Source organism: Streptomyces sp. NPDC006743 (assembly GCF_040703815.1).
Lineage (GTDB): Bacteria > Actinomycetota > Actinomycetes > Streptomycetales > Streptomycetaceae > Streptomyces.
The window spans coordinates 1-18,376 of record NZ_JBEYJA010000084.1 but is presented as its reverse complement, the minus strand read 5'-3'; the positions used below and the strand labels follow the sequence as shown (position 1 = coordinate 18,376).

15 protein-coding genes and 2 pseudogenes are annotated in these 18,376 nt (G+C 73.9%); 13 read left to right on the top strand and 4 right to left on the bottom strand.

What is annotated here, in order from left to right; all coding sequences use genetic code 11:
• Window positions 1–352 precede the first annotated feature (352 nt).
• The 3 genes and pseudogenes from ABZ719_RS35330 to ABZ719_RS35320 form a co-directional block, all read left to right on the top strand.
• Window positions 353–721: a DUF6479 family protein gene (locus tag ABZ719_RS35330; protein WP_366729261.1), complete on the top strand. Its 369-nt coding sequence runs from the start codon at window positions 353–355 to the stop codon at window positions 719–721.
• A 203-nt stretch (window positions 722–924) separates the two neighbouring features.
• The gene (locus ABZ719_RS35325; RefSeq protein ID WP_366729260.1) at window positions 925–1,278 is read left to right on the top strand and encodes a hypothetical protein; all 354 of its coding nucleotides are present in this window, start codon (window positions 925–927) and stop codon (window positions 1,276–1,278) included.
• A 51-nt stretch (window positions 1,279–1,329) separates the two neighbouring features.
• Window positions 1,330–2,289 (top strand): annotated as a pseudogene (locus ABZ719_RS35320) (cytochrome b N-terminal domain-containing protein); the annotation flags it as partial.
• Here ABZ719_RS35320 and ABZ719_RS35315 read toward each other — a convergent pair.
• Window positions 2,285–2,632: pseudogene (locus ABZ719_RS35315) on the bottom strand (cbb3-type cytochrome c oxidase subunit I); the annotation flags it as partial. The pseudogenes ABZ719_RS35320 and ABZ719_RS35315 overlap by 5 nt on opposite strands.
• A 524-nt stretch (window positions 2,633–3,156) precedes the next feature.
• Here ABZ719_RS35315 and ABZ719_RS35310 point away from each other — a divergent pair.
• The gene (locus tag ABZ719_RS35310; RefSeq protein ID WP_366729259.1) at window positions 3,157–3,648 is read left to right on the top strand and encodes a DUF1360 domain-containing protein; all 492 of its coding nucleotides are present in this window, start codon (window positions 3,157–3,159) and stop codon (window positions 3,646–3,648) included.
• A 79-nt stretch (window positions 3,649–3,727) separates the two neighbouring features.
• On the opposite strand, the gene yicI is transcribed toward ABZ719_RS35310, so the two are convergent.
• Window positions 3,728–5,998: an alpha-xylosidase gene (gene yicI / locus ABZ719_RS35305; protein ID WP_366729258.1), complete on the bottom strand. Its 2,271-nt coding sequence runs from the start codon at window positions 5,996–5,998 to the stop codon at window positions 3,728–3,730.
• A 280-nt stretch (window positions 5,999–6,278) separates the two neighbouring features.
• On the opposite strand from yicI, the gene ABZ719_RS35300 reads away from it, so the two are divergent.
• From ABZ719_RS35300 to ABZ719_RS35285, 4 genes are read left to right on the top strand one after another with little or no spacing between them, the layout of a single operon-like run.
• Window positions 6,279–7,595 (top strand): sugar ABC transporter substrate-binding protein, encoded by a 1,317-nt coding sequence (locus ABZ719_RS35300; RefSeq protein WP_366729257.1) that lies wholly within the window; start codon window positions 6,279–6,281, stop codon window positions 7,593–7,595.
• Between the two features lie 11 nt (window positions 7,596–7,606).
• A complete protein-coding gene (locus ABZ719_RS35295; protein ID WP_366729256.1) occupies window positions 7,607–8,557 on the top strand; it encodes a sugar ABC transporter permease in 951 nt (316 codons plus the stop codon).
• Between the two features lie 5 nt (window positions 8,558–8,562).
• Window positions 8,563–9,390 (top strand): carbohydrate ABC transporter permease, encoded by an 828-nt coding sequence (locus ABZ719_RS35290; protein ID WP_366729255.1) that lies wholly within the window; start codon window positions 8,563–8,565, stop codon window positions 9,388–9,390.
• Between the two features lie 31 nt (window positions 9,391–9,421).
• The gene (locus ABZ719_RS35285; protein WP_366729254.1) at window positions 9,422–10,825 is read left to right on the top strand and encodes a GH1 family beta-glucosidase; all 1,404 of its coding nucleotides are present in this window, start codon (window positions 9,422–9,424) and stop codon (window positions 10,823–10,825) included.
• A gap of 206 nt (window positions 10,826–11,031) precedes the next feature.
• On the opposite strand, the gene ABZ719_RS35280 is transcribed toward ABZ719_RS35285, so the two are convergent.
• Together ABZ719_RS35280 and ABZ719_RS35275 are read right to left on the bottom strand one after the other, a co-directional pair.
• Window positions 11,032–12,300: an ROK family transcriptional regulator gene (locus ABZ719_RS35280; protein ID WP_366729253.1), complete on the bottom strand. Its 1,269-nt coding sequence runs from the start codon at window positions 12,298–12,300 to the stop codon at window positions 11,032–11,034.
• 188 nt (window positions 12,301–12,488) lie between these two features.
• Entirely contained in the window at window positions 12,489–13,499 is a 1,011-nt protein-coding gene (locus ABZ719_RS35275) for a questin oxidase family protein (protein WP_366729252.1), read from the bottom strand.
• Between the two features lie 463 nt (window positions 13,500–13,962).
• Between ABZ719_RS35275 and ABZ719_RS35270 the strand changes: the two genes are divergently transcribed.
• The 5 genes from ABZ719_RS35270 (at window position 13,963) to ABZ719_RS35250 (ending at window position 18,265) form a co-directional block, all read left to right on the top strand.
• Entirely contained in the window at window positions 13,963–14,889 is a 927-nt protein-coding gene (locus ABZ719_RS35270; RefSeq protein ID WP_366729251.1) for a DUF305 domain-containing protein, read from the top strand.
• Window positions 14,846–15,958 (top strand): class F sortase, encoded by a 1,113-nt coding sequence (locus tag ABZ719_RS35265; protein WP_366729250.1) that lies wholly within the window; start codon window positions 14,846–14,848, stop codon window positions 15,956–15,958. The genes ABZ719_RS35270 and ABZ719_RS35265 overlap by 44 nt, the downstream gene beginning before the upstream one ends.
• A gap of 173 nt (window positions 15,959–16,131) precedes the next feature.
• On the top strand, window positions 16,132–17,124 hold the full coding sequence (gene dhaK, locus ABZ719_RS35260; RefSeq protein ID WP_366729249.1) for a dihydroxyacetone kinase subunit DhaK: 993 nt from the start codon (window positions 16,132–16,134) through the stop codon (window positions 17,122–17,124).
• A gap of 45 nt (window positions 17,125–17,169) precedes the next feature.
• A complete protein-coding gene (dhaL, locus tag ABZ719_RS35255) occupies window positions 17,170–17,850 on the top strand; it encodes a dihydroxyacetone kinase subunit DhaL (RefSeq protein WP_366729248.1) in 681 nt (226 codons plus the stop codon).
• A gap of 1 nt (window position 17,851) precedes the next feature.
• Entirely contained in the window at window positions 17,852–18,265 is a 414-nt protein-coding gene (locus ABZ719_RS35250; protein ID WP_037853992.1) for a PTS-dependent dihydroxyacetone kinase phosphotransferase subunit DhaM, read from the top strand.
• Window positions 18,266–18,376 lie beyond the last annotated feature (111 nt).

Below are 18,376 nucleotides of genomic sequence, written 5' to 3'. Positions count from 1 at the left end.
CCGCGGCCAACTCCCCACCCATCACACCCCGTCAACGACACACCCGATCAAACGGACACGCCACCGGCGAGTGAACCTGACCAAGCACTACTAGGAGCGGCGAACAAGTGGGGCGCCCGGTACGCGCGCTCGCGGTTGTTGCCGGAAGGCTCCGGCAGCTCCGCCACGAGGGCCTTCCGGCGCGGTGCGTCCGCACGCGCCGGACGCCGCGGGCTGACCGGACTCCGCTTTCGTTCGCAGCTCACGGCGCGCCGTGGCGCACCGGCTCCGGGCCGGCACCCGTCGGCCTCGCGCGCAGGAGGGGGCCGGACAGCGCCCGGTTCGCCGGCCCGGCCAGGGGTACCCGCGCTCCATGAGCAACGCATCGCTGGACATCGCCGCGGCCGAGGGGGCCGCGATCGGCATCTGGCCGTTCGTCGCCGGGCTGGTCCTGGTGGCCCTGCTGATCGGCGCGTTCTGGATGGGCGCGCGCATCCGCCGGCGCGAGCCCGCGCCGCCACGCCCGGAGGAGCAGCCGCGTCTGCCGGACTCCGGCCCGGTCGGCGAAGTACTGGAGAACCGAGAGCCCCACGAGGTGCCCCGGGACGGCGAACGGCTGACACCGCACCGTCTGCCGGCGCACGGCAACGCCGCTTCGCGCACGAGCCCCACGCAGACGCGTCCCCGCTGGAACGAGGGGAGCAGCGGCTCGTTCGGCAGCGGCGGCTCCGGTCGCCACTGACCCGCGCCACGGGGTCCCCGCCGGGGTCCGCACCGGCCGTCCCGGCCACGGCCCGTGCCGGGGCCGGGGCCCGGCCCGCGAGTCCGCCGCACCGGGGCCCGCACGCGCCGGATCCGCGCATGGGGACCCGCGCCCGCAAGCGCGGGGACGTCGCACCGAGGGACCGCTCCGCACGGTCCTCGCCCCCGAGGGAAGTGAGATCCATGGCCGACGACACCGGCCGCAGCGCCCTGCCCCTGCCCGACTACGACCAGTTGCCCCTCGGGTCCCTGGAGAGCCGGGTGCGCTCCCTGCCCGCCGAGGCGGTGGAGGAACTGCTCGCCCATGAACGCACCCACGCCGACCGGCCGCCGGCGACCGAGGTACTCACCGCCCGCCTGCGGCAGCTCCAGTCGGGCGCCCGGCCCGCCCCGGGCGACCCCTCCGCGCCGCGCCCGGAGCGGCGGGAGACACACGCGGGCTCCCCGGTGACCCCGGCGACCTCACCGCAGCCGTCCAGTCCGCCGCCGCACGGCACACCGGACCAGCGGGGCAAGCCGAAGGGCGACCGCACGTAGAAGGGGCGTCACCCCTGGTTTCCGTCAGCGGCGCACGGGCACCCGTGCGCCGTGCTGATGCGGAGGAGGAGGGCCCGGGCCGCGGCCGGGCTCCGTGAGGCGGCCGAGCAGACCACCGACCATCTCGACGGGCGGGCGCCCGTGTACGAAGCGGGGGGCCTTCTGCGGAAGGCCTTCCCCGAGCACTGGTCGTTCCTGCTGGGCGAGATCGCCCTGTACAGCTTCGTGGTGCTGCTGGTGACCGGCGTCTGGCTGACGCTGTTCTTCCACCCGGACATGACCGAGGTCGTCTACCACGGCACCTACACCCCGCTGGACGGCATCCGCATGTCGGCCGCCTACCGGTCGACGATGCACATCAGCTTCGACGTGCGCGGCGGGCTGCTGATCCGGCAGCTGCACCACTGGGCCGCGCTGGTCTTCGTCGCAGCGATCGGCGTGCACATGCTGCGCGTGTTCTTCACCGGCGCGTTCCGCCGCCCCCGCGAGATCAACTGGATGATCGGCGTGAGCCTGTTCCTGCTGGCGCTCGCCGAGGGCTTCGCGGGCTACTCGCTGCCGGACGACCTGCTGTCGGGGACGGGGCTGAGGATCGCGCAGGGCGTCATGCTGTCGGTGCCGGTCGTCGGGACGTACGTCGGATTCCTCGTCTTCGGCGGCCAGTTCCCCGGACACGAGGTGATCTCCCGGCTGTACCCGCTGCACGTCCTGCTCGTCCCGGGCCTGCTGCTCGCCCTCGTCACCGCCCACCTGATCCTGGTGTTCCACCTGAAGCACACCCAGTGGGCGGGCCCGGGCCGCGCCGAGGCCGACGTGGTGGGCAGGCCGTTGTTCCCGCAGTTCACGGCGAGTTCGCTGGGGCTGCTCTGCACCGTGTCCGGCGTCCTGACGCTGCTCGCGGGCGTCGCCCAGGTCAACCCCCTCTGGAAGTACGGTCCTTACCGCCCCGACATGGTGTCGAGCGGGTCCCAGCCCGACTGGTACGTCGGGTTCCTGGAAGGCTCGCTGCGGCGTTGAGCGGCGCGTAGGCGAACCAGCCGAATCCGGCGGCTCCCCCGGGCACCAGGAAGCCGGACACCACCATCAGCCCGCCGAACAGGTACAGCCAGGAGGACAGCGCGTTGAGCCGCGGGAAGGCGACGTCGGGCGCGCCGATCTGCAGCGGCATGACCGCGTTGGTGAACCCGGCGAACATGGGGGTCGCGAACAGCAGCATCATCACCGTGCCGTGGATGGTGAAGAGCTGGTTGTACTGCTCGGCGCTGACCAACTGGAGTCCGGGGCGGGCGAGTTCGGCCCGCATCAGCAGGGCGAGCACCCCGCCGAAGAGGAAGAACGAGAAGGCCGTCGCCATGTACAGGTTGCCGATCACCTTGTGATCGGTCGTGGTGGCCCAGCGCAGCAGGGCCCGCCCCAGTGCCGGGTTCGTTCCTCTCGCGGCTCCCCCCGGTCCCCCGGATCCCCCGCGCGGTCCTCGCGTCGTCGTCCTGCCCACCGCCATGGCGCCGTGGGTACCCGGAAAGACCGGAACCACGCCTCCCGTGTGCCGGCGAGGGCCGGCCGGTGGTGCGCGGGGCGGGTCCGGGGGCGGCCGGCGGGGCGCGAGGCGGGTTCGGGAGGCGGGTCGGGGGCGGCCGGCCGGCGCGCGTGGCTCGCGGGGAGGGCGGCCGAGGCGTGCGACGACGGGAGGCGGCCGCTTCCTTGCACGTGCGGGACCGGGGGCGGGCGTCGTCCGCGCACGGGTGGGACCGGGGACGGGTCTCGTCCACGCGGGGGTGGGACCGGGTCGGCCGTCGTCCGCGCACGTGTGGCGCAGGGCGCCGCTGGGCACCCGGGTCGGGGTCCGCGATCGGCGGGACCGGCGAAGGAGGGTGTTGCATGACGGCCGCACAGGAGTCGTACGACGACCGTGACGAGGTGCCCCTGGGCGGGTACGCCGCGCTCGCGGCGACGTTCACGGCGGGCGCGGCGCTCTTCGCCGGGGTGGCCCGCCGGCGGGGCGTCCGGCTGCCCGAGCGGGTGCCGCCGTGGGACGTGGTCCTGCTGGGGGCGGCGACGTTCAAGGCGTCCCGGCTGCTGACCAAGGACAAGGTGACCAGTTTCCTGCGGGCGCCCTTCACCCGGCGCGGCGAGGAGCTGCCCGCGGGCGAGGTCATGGACGAGCCGCGCGGCAGCGGAGTCCGGCGCGCGATCGGCGACCTGGTGGCCTGCCCGTTCTGCACCTCGGTGTGGGTGGCCGGCGCCCTGACCGGCGGCTACGTCTGCGCGCCCCGGGCCACCCGGCTGATCTGCGCGGGCCTGGGTGCGGTCACGGCGGCGGACTGGCTCCAGTACGCCTGGACACTCACCGAGCAGGAGGCCGAGGGCTGAGCCGCGCGCCCCGAGGGGCCGTCGCGGCCGGCGCCGAGGGCGCCGGCCGCGCACGGACCCGCCGAGGATGTTCGCGCGCTCACCCGAGCGGGACGGTCACCTCCCCCGCGCCCTCGGCGCTCGCACCGCCCGCGACCCGCACGGTGAAGGGCCGGTCGGTGCCCTCGGCGGTGACCCGCAGCAGCCGGCCCTCGCGCCGGACGCGGAACTCGGCGGCGGTGGCACCGCTCAGGTCGGGGACGCGGACCGGGCGGCACTCGCCGGCCGCGTCCGACGGGTGGACGAGCAGGGTGAGGCGGTCCAGCCAGTCGCCGTCGGGACGCTCGTCCTCGGCGGCCAGGGGCAGGACAGCGCCCTCGCGGACGTAGAGGGGCAGGCTGTCGTAGCCGTGGCGTTCGGTGCGCCACGCCGGTCCGGTGACCCGTTCTCCGCTGAGCAGGTGGGTCCAGGTGCCCTCCGGCAGGTACACCTCCACCTCTCCGTCCTCGCTGCACACCGGGGCGACCAGGACGTCGGGGCCGAGCATGTACTGGCGGTCGACCGGACGGCAGGCCGGGTCGTGCGGGAACTCCAGGACCATCGGCCGCATCACCGGGACGCCGGTGCGGTGGGCCTCGACGGCCACCCCGTACAGGTAGGGCATAAGGCGGTGCTTGAGCCGGGTGAAGCGCCGGGCGACGTCGACGGCCTCCTCGCCGAACTCCCACGGCACGCGGTAGGACGACGAACCGTGCAGGCGGCTGTGGGAGGAGAGCAGGCCGAAGGCCAGCCAGCGCTTGAAGACCGCCGGGTCGGGCGTTCCCTCGAAGCCGCCGATGTCGTGGCTCCAGAAGCCGAAACCGCTCAGCGACAGGGACAGGCCGCCCCGCAGCGACTCGGCCATGGCCTCGAACGACGACCAGCAGTCGCCGCCCCAGTGCACGGGGTACTGCTGGCCGCCCGCCGTCGCGGACCGGGCGAAGACCACGGCCTCCCCCTGCCCCCGCTCCTTCTCCAGGAGTTCGAAGACCGTCCGGTTGTACAGGTGGGTGTAGTAGTTGTGCATGCGCTCCGGGTCGGAGCCGTCGTGCCAGACGACGTCGGTGGGGACGCGTTCGCCGAAGTCCGTCTTGAAGCAGTCCACGCCCTGGTCCAGCAGCGGCTTCAGCTTCGCCTGGAACCAGGCGCGGGCGTCGGGGCTGGTGAAGTCGACCAGACCCATGCCGGCCTGCCACAGGTCCCACTGCCACACGTCGCCGTCCGGCCTGCGCACGAGGTGTCCGAGCGCGGCGGCCTCGTCGAACAGCGGGGACTTCTGCGCGATGTAGGGGTTGATCCAGGCGCTGACCTTCAGGCCCTTGGCCTTGAGCCGGGCGAGCATGCCCTCCGGGTCGGGGAAGACGTCGGGGTCCCACTGGAAGTCGCACCACTGGTACTCGCGCATCCAGAAGCAGTCGAAGTGGAAGACGGAGAGCGGGATGCCGCGCTCGGCCATGCCGTCGACGAAGGACATCACCGTCTTCTCGTCGTAGTCCGTGGTGAAGGAGGTGGTCAGCCACAGGCCGAAGGACCAGGCGGGGGGCAGGGCCGGGCGGCCGGTGAGGGCGGTGTAGCGGGTGAGGACGTCCTTGGGGGTGGGGCCCGCGACGACGTAGTACTCCAGCGTCTGGTCCTCGACGCTGAACTGCACCTGTCCGACGGACTCCGAGCCGACCTCGAAGGAGACGGCGCCGGGGTGGTTGACGAAGACGCCGTAGCCGCGTGAGGACAGGTAGAAGGGGATGTTCTTGTAGGCCTGCTCGCTGCTGGTGCCGCCGTCGGCCTGCCAGACGTCGACGACCTGGCCGTTCTTGACGAACGGGGTGAAGCGCTCGCCGAGGCCGTAGATCTGCTCCCCGACGCCGAGCGCGAGCTGGGCGAGGACGTGGTGCGCCCCGTCGTCGGTGGTGGCGAAGGCGGTGCCCTTGCGGCCGGCCCGGGTCAGCTCCCGCCCGTCCGCGCCGTGGAAGGTCAGGGTGTGCGGGGCCGCGCGGTCCAGGCGCAGGGTGAGCGGGCCGCTGACCAGTTCGGTGACGGTGCCGTCCCGGCGGACCTCACCGGCGCCGCCGGGCTCGGCCGCCAGGGCGAAGTCCGGGCCCGGGTGCCGCTTGCCGGCGTGGTGGGTGACGCGGACGCCGATGACGCCCTCGGCGGGCGAGAAGCAGTCGACGGTGAGGAGCGGGGCGTTGAGGGTGTCCCCTCTGCGGGTCACCCGCTGCACGGCTGCATAGCTGGTGAAGCGCTTCGATTCGATACGTACGTCGCGTACCTCGGTGGCGTACCCGAGCTGGACGCCGTCGCGGATGCGCCAGAACCCGTTGGTGAACTTCATGGTCTTCCTCGGGGGAGCGGGACTGTTCGGCGGGGCTGCGCAGGCTGTCGCCCGGCATTTTGATCGTACACAAAACAAATAGGCCGCGTAGGGGTCTTGTCTCCGATGCACGCGACTGACCAGGCACTTTTTCCGGACCGGCACTGAGTGCCACTTCGAAGGGTGCGCGAACGAACACGCGTACAGGGCTAGCGCGGCGCCAGCGATTGACGTATTAGTCATCTCAGCAAACAAAGCCTCCGGCGACGACGCCGGGCGACACGACAGCAAGGGCCGCAGCATGTCGAAGCGCTTCAACGGGACTCCTGAAGATCGGTTCACGACCGGGGTGTGGACCTTCGGCAGGCCGGGACGGGACCCGGCTGCCGCGGGCGGCGGGCGCTCACGCCGGGCCCTCGCGCCGCTCACCGCCGTCCTCGCCCTGGTCGCCGGCGCGGGTCTGACCGGCTGCGGTCAGCAGCGCGACCCCGGCGTCTACACCGTGCTCAACTCCTCGACCGACGAGTCCTACCACCGCTGGGACGCCCAGGCGATGGCCCGCTGCGGCAAGCAGCTCGGCGTCACCATCGAGCAGCAGAGCGTCCCGGCCGCCCAGGTGATGACGAAGGCCCTGCGCATGGCGTCCTCCAAGTCGCTGCCCGACATCGTGCAGTTCGACGCCTCGGAGATGCCGACGTTCGCCGAGGCGGGCGGGCTGACCGATCTGCGCGCCCTGGGCCTCGGCACGAGCCACGTCCCCCAGGGCATCGTCAACTTCGGTTCCTACAAGGGCACCTACTACGGGGCGGCCCGCTCGGTGAACACGCTGGCGCTCTTCTACAACAAGGACGTCCTGGCCGAGGCGGGTCTGAAGGTCCCCACCACCTGGGCCGAACTGCGCGCCACCGCCGCGAAGCTGACGCACGGCAAGCGGTACGGAGTGGCGCTCAGCGCGGGCGGCGCCGAGGACGGCGTCTTCCAGTTCACCCCGTTCATGTGGTCCAACGGCGGCGACGAGACCCGGCTCGACGGCCCCCGCGTCGTCGAGGCCCTGGACTTCTGGAAGTCGCTGCTGAAGGACGGCTCGCTGTCGAAGTCGACGGTCAGCTGGACGCAGGCGGACGTCAACGACCAGTTCATGGCCGGCAACGCCGCGATGATGATCAACGGACCGTGGCAGGTGGAGACGCTGAACACGAAGAAGTCGCTGCACTGGGGCATCGCACGGATCCCGGTGCCCCGGGCCGGGGACAAGTCCGTGGGGCCCCTCGGCGGTGCGGTGCTCACCGTGCCGAACACCGGCGACCGGGCCCGGGAGAAGGAGGCCGGGCGGATCGTCGCCTGCCTGGCCGGTGAGAAGGAGCAGCTGACGTACGCGCTCAACAGCTGGATGGTCCCGGCGGACGAGCGGGCCGCCGCGGTGTGGCGCGAACGGGTGCCCGAGCTGGACGCCCTGGCCGGCCAGGTGGCGGCGGCCCGCTCCCGTACGGCCGAGCTCGGTGCCGGCTGGTCGAGCGTGTCGCTCGCCCTGCAGAGCGCCTTCCAGTCGGCCCTGACCGGCGAGTCGAGCAAGACCGCCCTGACGCGCGCCCAGCAGCGGGCCACGAGCGGGAACTGAGGTACGCGCCCATGACCACGTCCACCGTCACCGTCCCGGTGCCCGCCGCCGAGCAGAGCGCCGGCGCCCCGGACCCACGGCGGCTGCGGCTGCGCCGCAGCCTCGCGCGGTGGGGCTTCGTCGCCCCCGCCGTCGTCTTCATGCTCCTGTTCTTCGGCTACCCCCTCGTCCGCAACGTCGTGATGAGCTTCCAGCACTACACACCGAAGACGTTCTTCACCGGTGAGGCCCCCTTCAACGGCGCCGACAACTGGTCGAAGGTCTTCCAGGACGCCCTGTTCGGCAAAGCTCTGTGGCACACACTCGTGTTCACCGCCGGATCACTGCTCGGACAGTTCTGCATCGGCCTCGCGCTCGCGGTGTTCTTCAGCCGCAGATTCCCCCTCGGCGGGGTGCTGCGCTCCCTGATCCTGCTGCCGTGGCTGGTGCCCATGGTGGTGTCCGGCATCGTGTGGCGGCGCATCCTCGACCAGGACACCGGCGTGCTCAACTCCTTCCTCGACACCCTGGGCCTGGGCGGGCACACCCCCTGGCTGACCAGCCCCGGCACGGCCCTGCTGTCGGTGATCCTCGTCAACATCTGGATCGGCGTCCCCTTCAACATGGTCATCCTCTACGGCGGACTCCAGGAGATCCCCGGCGAACTGCACGAGGCGGCCTCCCTGGACGGCGCCTCCGCCTGGCGGACCTTCCGCTCCGTCACGCTGCCGATGCTCCGTCCGGTGATCACGGTCGTCCTCGTCCTCGGCTTCATGTCGACGGTCAAGATCCTCGACCTGATCCTCGCCCTCACCGACGGCGGCCCCGCCGACGCCACCCAGACCCTGGGCACGCTCACCTACCAGAACTCCTTCGTACAGCTGGACTTCGGCGCGGGTGCCGTCGTCGGCAACGTACTCATCCTCGTCTCCGCCGTGTTCGCGGTGTTCTACCTGCGGGCCAACCGCACCGAGGGGAAGTGACGGCCATGGCCTCTCAGACACCCAAGACCTCCAGGCGCCGCTGGGGCTCCACCGCCGCCGGCGTGCTCGTCCTGTGCGTGATGCTCTTCCCGCTGTACTGGATGCTCAACACCGCTCTCCAGCCCGAATCCGGCCTGCTCCAGGTCGACCCGGTGCCCGGGAGCCTGGACCTGTCCGGCTTCTCCAAGGCCCTCGGCGACCAGGGCCCCCACCTGCTGACCTCGCTGGCCGTCTCGCTCGGCGCGGTCGTCATCTGCCTGGCGATCTCCGCCCCCGCGGCCTACGCACTGGCCCGGTTCCGGCTGCCCGGCACACGCACCATCGTGTTCGGCACACTGATCACCCAGATGGTGCCCGGCATCGTCATCGCCAACGCGCTCTACAACACCTACACCGACCTCGGGCTGGTCAACTCCTACTTCGGCCTGATGCTGGCCGACGCCTCCCTCGGCATCCCGTTCTCGATCGTCCTGATGCGCTCCTTCATGGTGTCCATCCCGGGCGAAGTCGTCGAAGCCGCCCAGATGGACGGCGCCGGCCCCGTACGTACCTTCGTGCAGGTCGTGCTGCCGATGAGCCGCAACTCCCTGATCACCTCCGGCCTGTTCGCCTTCCTGTTCGCGTGGAGCGACTTCATGTTCGCCCTCACCCTGAACACCACCGACGACGTCAAACCGGTCACCCTCGGCATCTACCAGTACATCGGCGCCCACGTCGGCGACTGGGGCTCCGTCATGGCCGCCTCCGTGCTCTCCGCCGTCCCGGCGGCCGTCCTCCTCGTCCTCGCCCAGAAGTACATCGCCGCCGGGATCACCGGCGGTTCCGTCAAGTGACGCCCCCGAACACGGAGATGAGCAGCACAGCATGAGCGACCACCTCGGCTTCCCGCCCGGCTTCGTCCTCGGCGCGGCGACCGCCTCGTACCAGATCGAGGGCGCGGCACGGGAGGACGGGCGAGGCCCTTCGATCTGGGACACCTACAGCCACACCCCCGGCCTGGTCGCCGACGGCGACACCGGTGACGTGGCCTGCGACCACTACCACCGCTACCGGGAGGACGTGGCGCTCCTGCGCGACCTGGGCGTGGGTTCGTACCGGTTCTCGATCGCCTGGCCGCGCATCGTGCCGGACGGCACGGGCCCGGTGAACCAGAAGGGCCTGGACTTCTACTCCCGGCTGGTCGACGAACTGCTCGCGGCCGGCATCGAACCGGCCGCCACCCTCTACCACTGGGACCTGCCGCAGGCCCTGGAGAGCCCGGCGGAGGGCGGCTGTGCCGCGGGGCGCGGCTGGCGGGTCCGGGAGACGGCCGAGCGGTTCGCCGAGTACACGGCGGTCGTCGCCGAGCACCTGGGCGACCGGGTGCCGCGCTGGATCACCCTCAACGAGCCGTGGTGCAGCGCGTTCCTCGGCTACTCCGTCGGGCGGCACGCACCCGGCGCCAAGGAGGGCCGGGGCGCGCTGGCCGCCGCCCACCACCTGCTGGTCGGCCACGGGCTGGCCGTGCAGGCGCTGCGCGCGGCGGGGGTGCGCGAGGTCGGCATCACCCTCAACCTGGACCGCAACCTGCCCGCCACCGGCTCCCCCGCCGACCTGGCGGCCGTGGTGCGCGCCGACACCCAGCACAACCTGGTGTGGACCGAGCCCCTCCTCGCGGGCCGCTACCCGGACACCGAGGAGGAGACCTGGGGCGAGCTGATCAGCGGGCAGGACTTCCGGCGCGAGGGCGACCTGGAACTGATCTCCCAGCCGCTGGACTTCCTCGGGGTCAACTACTACCGGCCGATCGTCGTCGCCGACGCCCCCTACCGCGAGAGCGACCCCGCCCGGCGCGTGGCCACGGACAACCGCTACCGGGAGGTGCCGCTGGCGGGGGCCCGCCGCACCGCGATGGGCTGGCCGGTCGCCCCCGCCACCTTCACCGACCTGCTGGTCTCCCTCAAGGAGCGCTACGGGGACGCCCTGCCACCGCTCCACATCACGGAGAACGGGTCGGCGGAGGAGGACGAGGTGAGCCCCGACGGCGCGGTCCACGACACCGACCGGGTGGCCTACCTGCGGGACCACCTCGGCGCGCTGCGGGCCGCCATGGACGCGGGGGTGGACGTCCGCGGCTACTACGTGTGGTCGCTGCTGGACAACTTCGAGTGGGCGTTCGGCTACGACAAGCGTTTCGGCATCGTCCGGGTCGACTACGACACACAGCGGCGCACCCCGAAGGACAGCTACCACTGGTACAGGTCGCTGATCGCCGCGCAGCGCGGCTGAGCGAGGCAGGGCGACGCGGGGGCCGGTCGCTGCGGGAAGCCGGCCGCCGCGGGGGCCGACCGCGCTACCGGGTCGGCCGCGCGCAGGCCCGCGGCGCTACGCAGCCGAGTCCCTGCGCGGGCCCGCCGCGCTACGAGGCCGGTCGCTACGGGGCCGGTCGCTGCGGGGGCCGGCTCCACCCCGTGGGGGCGGGACCGCCGCGCGGGTCAGGACCGCCCCTCGTGCGGGTCCGGGCCGCCCGCGGCGCGCTCGGCGCAGGCGGCCGGGTCGGCCAGTACCTCCCGTACGACGACTCCGGCCGCCCCCCGGGCCGCGTCGCCCAGCGCGGAGGCCGCCCGCAGCCTGCTCCGGTCCTCGCGCCACAGCCCGGAGACCACCCGGCGCGCCAGTTCGCGGTCGACGGCCGGGGCCAGCCACTCGATCAGTTCCCGGTAGACGCCGCCGAGCATCACGGCGTCCGGGTCGAACAGGTTCACCGCTCCGGAGACCACCACGCCCAACTGCCGCCCGGCCCGCTCCATCGCGGCCAGCGCGGCGGGGTCCGCGCGCCGCGCCCGGCGCCGCAGTTCCGCGACGGCCTGCGCGCCCGCGTCCGTGCCGACGCCGGACGCGTCCAGCAGGGCGGCCTGACCGGCGTACTGTTCCAGGCAGCCCCGGGCGCCGCACCGGCACAGCGGCCCGTCCGGGTCGACCACCATGTGCCCGATCTCGCCGGCGAAACCGTGCGCGCCGCGCAGCAGTTCGCCCCGGAGCACGAGGGCACCGCCGATGCCGATCTCGCCGGTGAGGTAGAGGAAGCTGCGCACTCCCTCCGTCCCGGCGCCGTACCACAGCTCCGCGAGCGCGGCGGCGTTCGCCTCGTTGTCGGAACTGACCGGCAGCGCCGGCCGGCCGGGCCGCAGCGCGCTCAGCGCCTGCGCGAGCAGTCCCTCGACGGGGACGCGCCGCCAGCCGAGGTTGGGGGCCTGCCGGACGGAGCCGCCGGTGACCAGGCCCGGCACCGCCACATGGGCGCCGACCGGCTCCAGCCCCTGAGCGGCGGCCGCACCGAGGGCCCGTGCGGCCAGCCGTGCCGCGCGTCGCAGCACCTGCGACGGCGGCACCCCGCGGTTGTCGACGTGTTCCTCCAGCCGGACCCGGTCGGTGCCGGCGAGGTCGACGACGCAGGCGACGACGTGGCCGACGTTGATCTCCACGCCGAGGCCCGCCGGGCCGGTCCGGGCGACCTTGAGCACCGTGCCGGGGCGGCCCGCCTGGCCGCTGCTCGTCTTGCCCGACTCGGTGACGAAGCCGTGGGCGAGCAGTTGCTCGACGAGGGAGGACACCGCGGCCCGGGTCAGGCCGACCCGGGTGGCGATCTGGGCCCGTGTCACCTCGCCCGCGTCGTGCACGGCCCGCAGCACGAGGCTGAGGTTGTGCCGTCGGACGGTGCCCTTGTCGGCCTTCGGCCCCAGCTCAGTGGTGTGGTTCTTCATCGTGGTGTCGAGCGTAACGACGCGGCGGACCGGGTCCCGACCCGCGACCGGCCGCGGCCGCCCGGCACGCGGCGAAGACCGCCCGCGCCCGGCCGGGCGGCGGCCCGCGGGCGGCAACCGCGCATCCCGGGGCGCGGCGCGCGAGCGCGCACCGGGGGCTGGCCCGGGGGCACGCCAGGGGGGCGGGATCACACCAGGGGTTCGCTCAGTTCGACGGCGCGCAGCGCGGCGGCCAGCGCCTGTGCGTCACCGACGTCGAGGGCGGTGTCGGTGAGTTTGATGACGTGCTCGTCGCCGTGGACGAGGGCCCGTTCGAAGACCTCTTCCGGCGTGAACGTGCCCAAGGGCGCGTACTCGACCGGGTCCCGGGGGGCGTACATGGCGGTGACCGCCGCGGACGCCGTCCAGGCGGCCCGCAGACTCGGGGCCCACAGCACCCGGGGCAGCGCGGGCAGCGTGCGCAGGACGGCGTTGGGGGCCGTCGCGGCATGGACCAGCATCGTCGGCTCGCCGTGGCCGTGCGTGGCGTACCGGTGGGTCGCCGCGCGCACCAGTTCGGTGAGGCGGCGGTGCGCCTCGTCGGCGTCCGTGACCGCGGCGGCCCACACGGGCAGGCCCGTGACGCGGCCGAGCCGGTCCGGGAAGCCGCCGTCCTGCTCCGCGATGGGCACCACCGCGTCGAGGGCGCCGGCCGCGCTCGCGGCACCGGGCAGCGGGACGAGGTCCGGCACGGGACGGTGCCGGGCGGCCCAGTAGCCGAGGCCGTGGGCGAGTTCGGCCAGGCGCGGCCCGGTGCTCTCGCCGGTGAGCAGGGTGCGTACGGCGTGGCCGACCCGGATCACCGGGTGCGTCGAGCCGCCGTACATTCCGGGCAGCAGCCGGGGCCACCACTCGGTGAGCACGTCGCGCCAGGGGCGTTCGGCGATCTCGCGCTCGAAGTGGCCGATCCAGTCGGCGACCCGGCGCGGATCGCCGAGCGCCGTACGCCAGTCGGCGGCCGTGACGGGTTCGGTGCCGGACGGGAAGTCCTCCAGTTTGCCGGCGTACAGATCGAGCCAGCGGTGCACCGCGCCCGCCTGCCCGTGCGCGGCCAGTGCCTCGACGGCCATCGGCGCGTGGTTGGTGAGCCGTCCGAGGCGTTCCGGGCCCGAGCGGTGCAGTCGCTGGAGCGCTTCGTCGAGAATTCCTGTCTGTGCCATGGCGAGGACGCTAGGCGGCCGTCCGCGGCGGCGGAACGGGCGGAAGTCGTAAGCGTCACCGCCGGGTCTGCGCGTCCGGTCCTAGGCGGGGCGGCGTAGGACTCCCGCGGGCCCTTCGCAGAGGCCTTCCGCACGAGCTTTCCGCACGGGGCTTCCCGGCTGCCCTTGGCGGGCCGTCGAAGGGCGCGGCGCGGGCCGTGCGCCCGACCGCTGCCGCACCCCGGACGGTTACGGCCACCCGCCCGACGGCCGCCGCACGCCGGACGACGGCCGCACGCGGGGCAGCACGCGGTCGCCGCGGCCGTACGCCCGGATGGAGCACACCGGCGCGGCCCCCGGCCGCCGCTCTTCCTACTGTGAGTACCGGGCCGGACACGTTCTGTCCGTGCGGCTCCCTCTCACCCGTGCGGGGACCGCCCGCGCCGGTTCCGCCAGACGCCGGTTCTCCCAGAAAGGCTCTGCCGTGAACGTACCCATACCCTGGCGCCGTCATGGCGCCGTACTGCTCGCGCTCGGCGCCGTCCTGTGTGGTCCCGCCGCACCGGCACTCGCCCGCACCACCGTCCCGAGTCCCGTCGCGACCTCCGGTGCGCGCACCGCCGACGCGCGCGCCGGAGGCGACGGTCCGGCGGCCCCGTCGCTGTCGCCGCTCGCCTGCCGCCTGGGTGAGGAGCTGGCCGCGCTGCGCGGCAAGGACCTGGAGACGGCCTTCCTCACGGGGATCATCGCGCACCACGAGGCGGCCATCGACATGGCCCGGCTGGAGACGGAGCGGGGCACCGACGGCGCACTGCGCGCCCATGCGAAGGACCTGATCACCGCCCACCAGCGCCAGGTGGAGCAGTTCACCCGCTGGTTGCGCCAGTGGTACGGGATGACTCCCGAGCAGGCCTCGGCGAAGCTCCCCGCCGGCGTCGGCAAGGCGGCGCGGGGGCTGGAGCAGGAGGTCCGGCGCCTGCTGTCCGGACTGCGCGCGACGGCCGGCGGCGAGGCGTTCGACCGTGCGTTCGTGAACATGATGATCCCGCATCACAACTCGGGTCTCGTCCAGTTCCTGGAGCCGCAGGCGCGTGCGGTCCACGCCGAGCTGCGGGCGGCCGCCGCCTCCGGGGCCACCGGCCAGGAGTCGGAGATCACGGACTTCCTGACCTGGCTCTCCCGGCACGCGGGGCCGTCCACCGCCCCGCGGACCGACACGTCCGCGGCCACGTCCACGTCCGCCTCCGCGTCGGCGCAGGCCGTGCTGCCGCGGGGCGCGGCGGACACCGGGGACGGCGCCGGCCAGGCCTCCAGCGCACCGCTCATCGCCGCCGGGAGCGCCGTGGCCGCCGCCGGCGCGGGCGCCGGTGCCCTTCTGCTGCGGCGTCGGCGCGGTGCCGCGCGCGGCTGACGACGACGGCGGGCAGGGGCACCCCGGGCGCGACGACGGCCGTCCGGGCCACGACGCCGGACATCGTGGACGCGCCGCCGGACACCCCGCAGACGACCCCAGACCTCCCGGAAACGACGCGGACCTTCCCGGACGCACCCCCGGACCTTCCGAAGGCGCCCCGGGCCCTCCCGTGTCTGCCCACGGACGCCCCGAAGGCGACCAGGGCCCTCCCGGAAACGATGCCGGGCGCCCTGGCCGTGACCCCGGACCTGCCGGAGGCGATGCCGGGGATCCTGGACCCGGCGGCGGGTCTCCAGGGCGAGGTTGCGGGTCTACAGGGCGGGGTGGCGGGTCTTCAGGGCGAGGTGGGGGCGGGAGGCCGCTGTGGCCGGCCGCCGTCTGCGTCACCGCGGGCCTGGCGGGGCTGACCGTCGCGGTCCGCGGGGTCCTGGAGACGCACGAGCCGCCGCCCCGGGCCCCGGCGAGCACGTCCCTGCCGCCGGTCACGCACCCCTCCGCTCCCCCCGGGGCGCCCGCGCTGGGGCACTCCCCGCCCGTGCGGATCGACCTCGCGCGCCTCGGCATCCACGCGGACGTCCTCGGTCTGGGCCTGAACAAGGACGGCACGGTCGCCGTCCCCCGCCCGGAGCAGGCCCGCGAGGCCGCCTGGTACGACGGGAGCGCGGCGCCCGGACAGCCGGGACCGGCCGTGGTGCTCGGCCATGTGGACTCCGCACGGCTGCCCGGCGGCAGAGCCGTCTTCTGGCGCCTGGGGCAGGTCCGCGCCGGAGACCGGGTGGACGTGCTGCGCGCCGACGGGATCACCGCCCGCTTCACCGTCGACACCGTGGTCACGGTGGCCAAGGACCGCTTTCCCACCGAGGCCGTCTACGGGCCCACCCCGGCACCGGAGTTGCGTCTCATCACCTGTGGCGGCAGCTACACCGGCGGCCGCGGTTACGACAGCAACGTCATCGTGTTCGCCCACTACACCGGCTTCGCGGGCGGCGGCCGGCGCCCCGCGGCGGGTCCGGCCGGTACGGGTGCGGCCCGGGCACCCTCGGTCACCGGGCGCTACACGCGGTGAAGGCGGACGGACGCAGGTGACCTTCGCCGCCACAAGGTCAATACTTCAGTAGACGGGACGGACGGCCGCCGGTGCCAGGCGGCCGTCAGCGCCTCATGCCAACCGCCGTCCACGCCGGTGGCCTGCGGGGAAGCAGGCCCCGGAGGCAAGCGCCGAGCTATGGAGGAGACCCCATGAGGATGTTGATCAACGTGGCCGAAACGGTGGTCGCGGACGCGCTGCGCGGCATGGCGGCGGCCCATCCCGAGCTGACGGTCGACGTGGACAACCGGGTGATCCTGCGCCGGGACGCGCCGGTGGCCGGGAAGGTCGCCCTGGTGTCGGGCGGCGGTTCGGGGCACGAGCCGCTGCACGGCGGGTTCGTGGGGCCGGGGATGCTGACGGCCGCGTGTCCCGGAGAGGTCTTCACCTCCCCGGTGCCCGACCAGATGCTGCGGGCGGCGGCGGCCGTGGACAGCGGGCAGGGCGTGCTGTTCGTGGTGAAGAACTACACGGGTGACGTGCTCAACTTCGACATGGCGGCCGAACTCGCCGAGGACGAGGGCATCCGGATCGCGAAGGTCCTGGTCAACGATGACGTGGCGGTGACCGACAGCCTGTACACGGCGGGGCGGCGCGGCACCGGCGCCACCCTGTTCGTGGAGAAGATCGCGGGCGCCGCCGCCGACGAGGGGCAGTCGCTGGAGCGCGTGGAGGCGATCGCCCGGCAGGTCAACGAGAACGCGCGCAGCTTCGGCGTCGCGCTGAGCGCCGTCACCACCCCGGCCAAGGGGAGCCCCACCTTCGACCTGCCGGCCGGTGAGCTGGAGCTGGGCATCGGCATCCACGGCGAGCCGGGCAGGGAGCGGCGGCCGATGATGACGTCGGGCGAGATCGCGGACTTCGCGGTCGACGCGATCCTGGAGGACATGAATCCGCGCAATCCCGTGCTGCTCCTGGTCAACGGAATGGGCGCGACCCCGCTGCTCGAACTGTACGGTTTCAACGCCGAGGTGCACCGGGTGCTGGCCGAGCGCGGTGTGGCGGTCGCCCGCACGCTGGTCGGCAACTACGTCACCTCCCTCGACATGGCGGGTGCCTCGGTCACGCTGTGCCAGATCGACGAGGAGCTGCTGCGGTTGTGGGACGCGCCCGTGAACACGCCGGGACTGCGCTGGGGTCTGTGACCGGTGCCGGCACCTCGTCCGTATCCATCACGCAAGGGAGTTCCAGTGCTCGACGCCGATTTCTTCCGCCGTTGGATGACGGCGACGGCCGCGTCCGTCGACCGTGAGGCGCAGCGGCTCACCGACCTCGACTCGGCCATCGGGGACGCCGACCACGGCAGCAATCTGCAGCGCGGTTTCACGGCTGTGCGCGACGCGCTGGAGAAGGAGGCGCCCGACACGCCGGGCGGAGTCCTGACCCTGGCCGGACGGGAGCTGATCTCGAAGGTCGGCGGCGCGTCGGGGCCGCTGTACGGGACGCTGCTGCGCCGCACCGGCAAGGCGCTCGGGGACGCCTCCGAGGTCTCCGGCGAGCAGCTCGCCGAGGCCCTGCGGGCCGGCGTGGACGGGGTGATGAAGCTGGGCGGTGCCGCGCCGGGCGACAAGACGATGGTCGACGCGCTGGTGCCTGCCGTGGACGCGCTCGGTGAGGGGTTCGCCGCCGCGCGCACCGCCGCCGAGCGGGGTGCCGAGGCGACCACGCCGTTGCAGGCCCGCAAGGGCAGGGCGAGCTACCTCGGGGAGCGCAGCATCGGGCACCGGGACCCGGGAGCCACGTCGTCGGCGCTGCTGGTCGCCGCCCTCGCCGAGGCGGCCGGAGCGAGCGCGGCGGACGGGACGAACGGAACGGGCACGGACGGCGGGGCGAGCGGGAGCAGCGGGACGGCCGAAGGGGTGGAGGGCTGACGTGGGTGGTGACGGCGCACGGGTCGGGATCGTGCTGGTGTCGCACAGCGCCGAGGTCGCGGCCTCGGTGGCGGAGCTGGCGAGGGGACTGGCGGGCGGGGCCGAGGGGGTCGCGGTGGCTCCCGCGGGCGGCCGGGAGGGCGGCGGCATGGGCACCAGCGCGGAGCTGGTCGCCGCGGCGGCGGCCTCCGTGGACCGGGGGGCCGGGGTGGCCGTGCTGACCGACCTCGGCAGTGCCGTGCTGACGGTGAAGGCGCTGCTCGCCGAGGGCGACGAACTGCCCGAAGGCACCCGGCTGGTGGACGCGCCGTTCGTCGAGGGCGCGGTCGCGGCCGTGGTGACGGCGGCCACCGGGGCTGGGATCGACGCGGTCGAGGCGGCCGCCGCGGACGCCTACGCCTACCGGAAGGTGTGAGCCGGACCGGGGGAGGGGGGCCGGGGGGGCGGCGGGGGCCCCCGCCCCCCCCCCCCCCCCCCCCGGGCGCGGCCCCGCCCCCCCCCCCCCCCCCGCCCCCCCCCCCCCCCG

Bases quoted from the DNA above. Each gene is read 5' to 3' on its own strand.
- ABZ719_RS35330 (WP_366729261.1), top strand. From the start codon at position 353: ATGAGCAACGCATCGCTGGACATCGCCGCGGCCGAGGGGGCCGCGATC.
- ABZ719_RS35325 (WP_366729260.1), top strand. From the start codon at position 925: ATGGCCGACGACACCGGCCGCAGCGCCCTGCCCCTGCCCGACTACGAC.
- ABZ719_RS35310 (WP_366729259.1), top strand. From the start codon at position 3,157: ATGACGGCCGCACAGGAGTCGTACGACGACCGTGACGAGGTGCCCCTG.
- yicI (WP_366729258.1), bottom strand. From the start codon at position 5,998: ATGAAGTTCACCAACGGGTTCTGGCGCATCCGCGACGGCGTCCAGCTC.
- ABZ719_RS35300 (WP_366729257.1), top strand. From the start codon at position 6,279: ATGTCGAAGCGCTTCAACGGGACTCCTGAAGATCGGTTCACGACCGGG.
- ABZ719_RS35295 (WP_366729256.1), top strand. From the start codon at position 7,607: ATGACCACGTCCACCGTCACCGTCCCGGTGCCCGCCGCCGAGCAGAGC.
- ABZ719_RS35290 (WP_366729255.1), top strand. From the start codon at position 8,563: ATGGCCTCTCAGACACCCAAGACCTCCAGGCGCCGCTGGGGCTCCACC.
- ABZ719_RS35285 (WP_366729254.1), top strand. From the start codon at position 9,422: ATGAGCGACCACCTCGGCTTCCCGCCCGGCTTCGTCCTCGGCGCGGCG.
- ABZ719_RS35280 (WP_366729253.1), bottom strand. From the start codon at position 12,300: ATGAAGAACCACACCACTGAGCTGGGGCCGAAGGCCGACAAGGGCACC.
- ABZ719_RS35275 (WP_366729252.1), bottom strand. From the start codon at position 13,499: ATGGCACAGACAGGAATTCTCGACGAAGCGCTCCAGCGACTGCACCGC.
- dhaK (WP_366729249.1), top strand. From the start codon at position 16,132: ATGAGGATGTTGATCAACGTGGCCGAAACGGTGGTCGCGGACGCGCTG.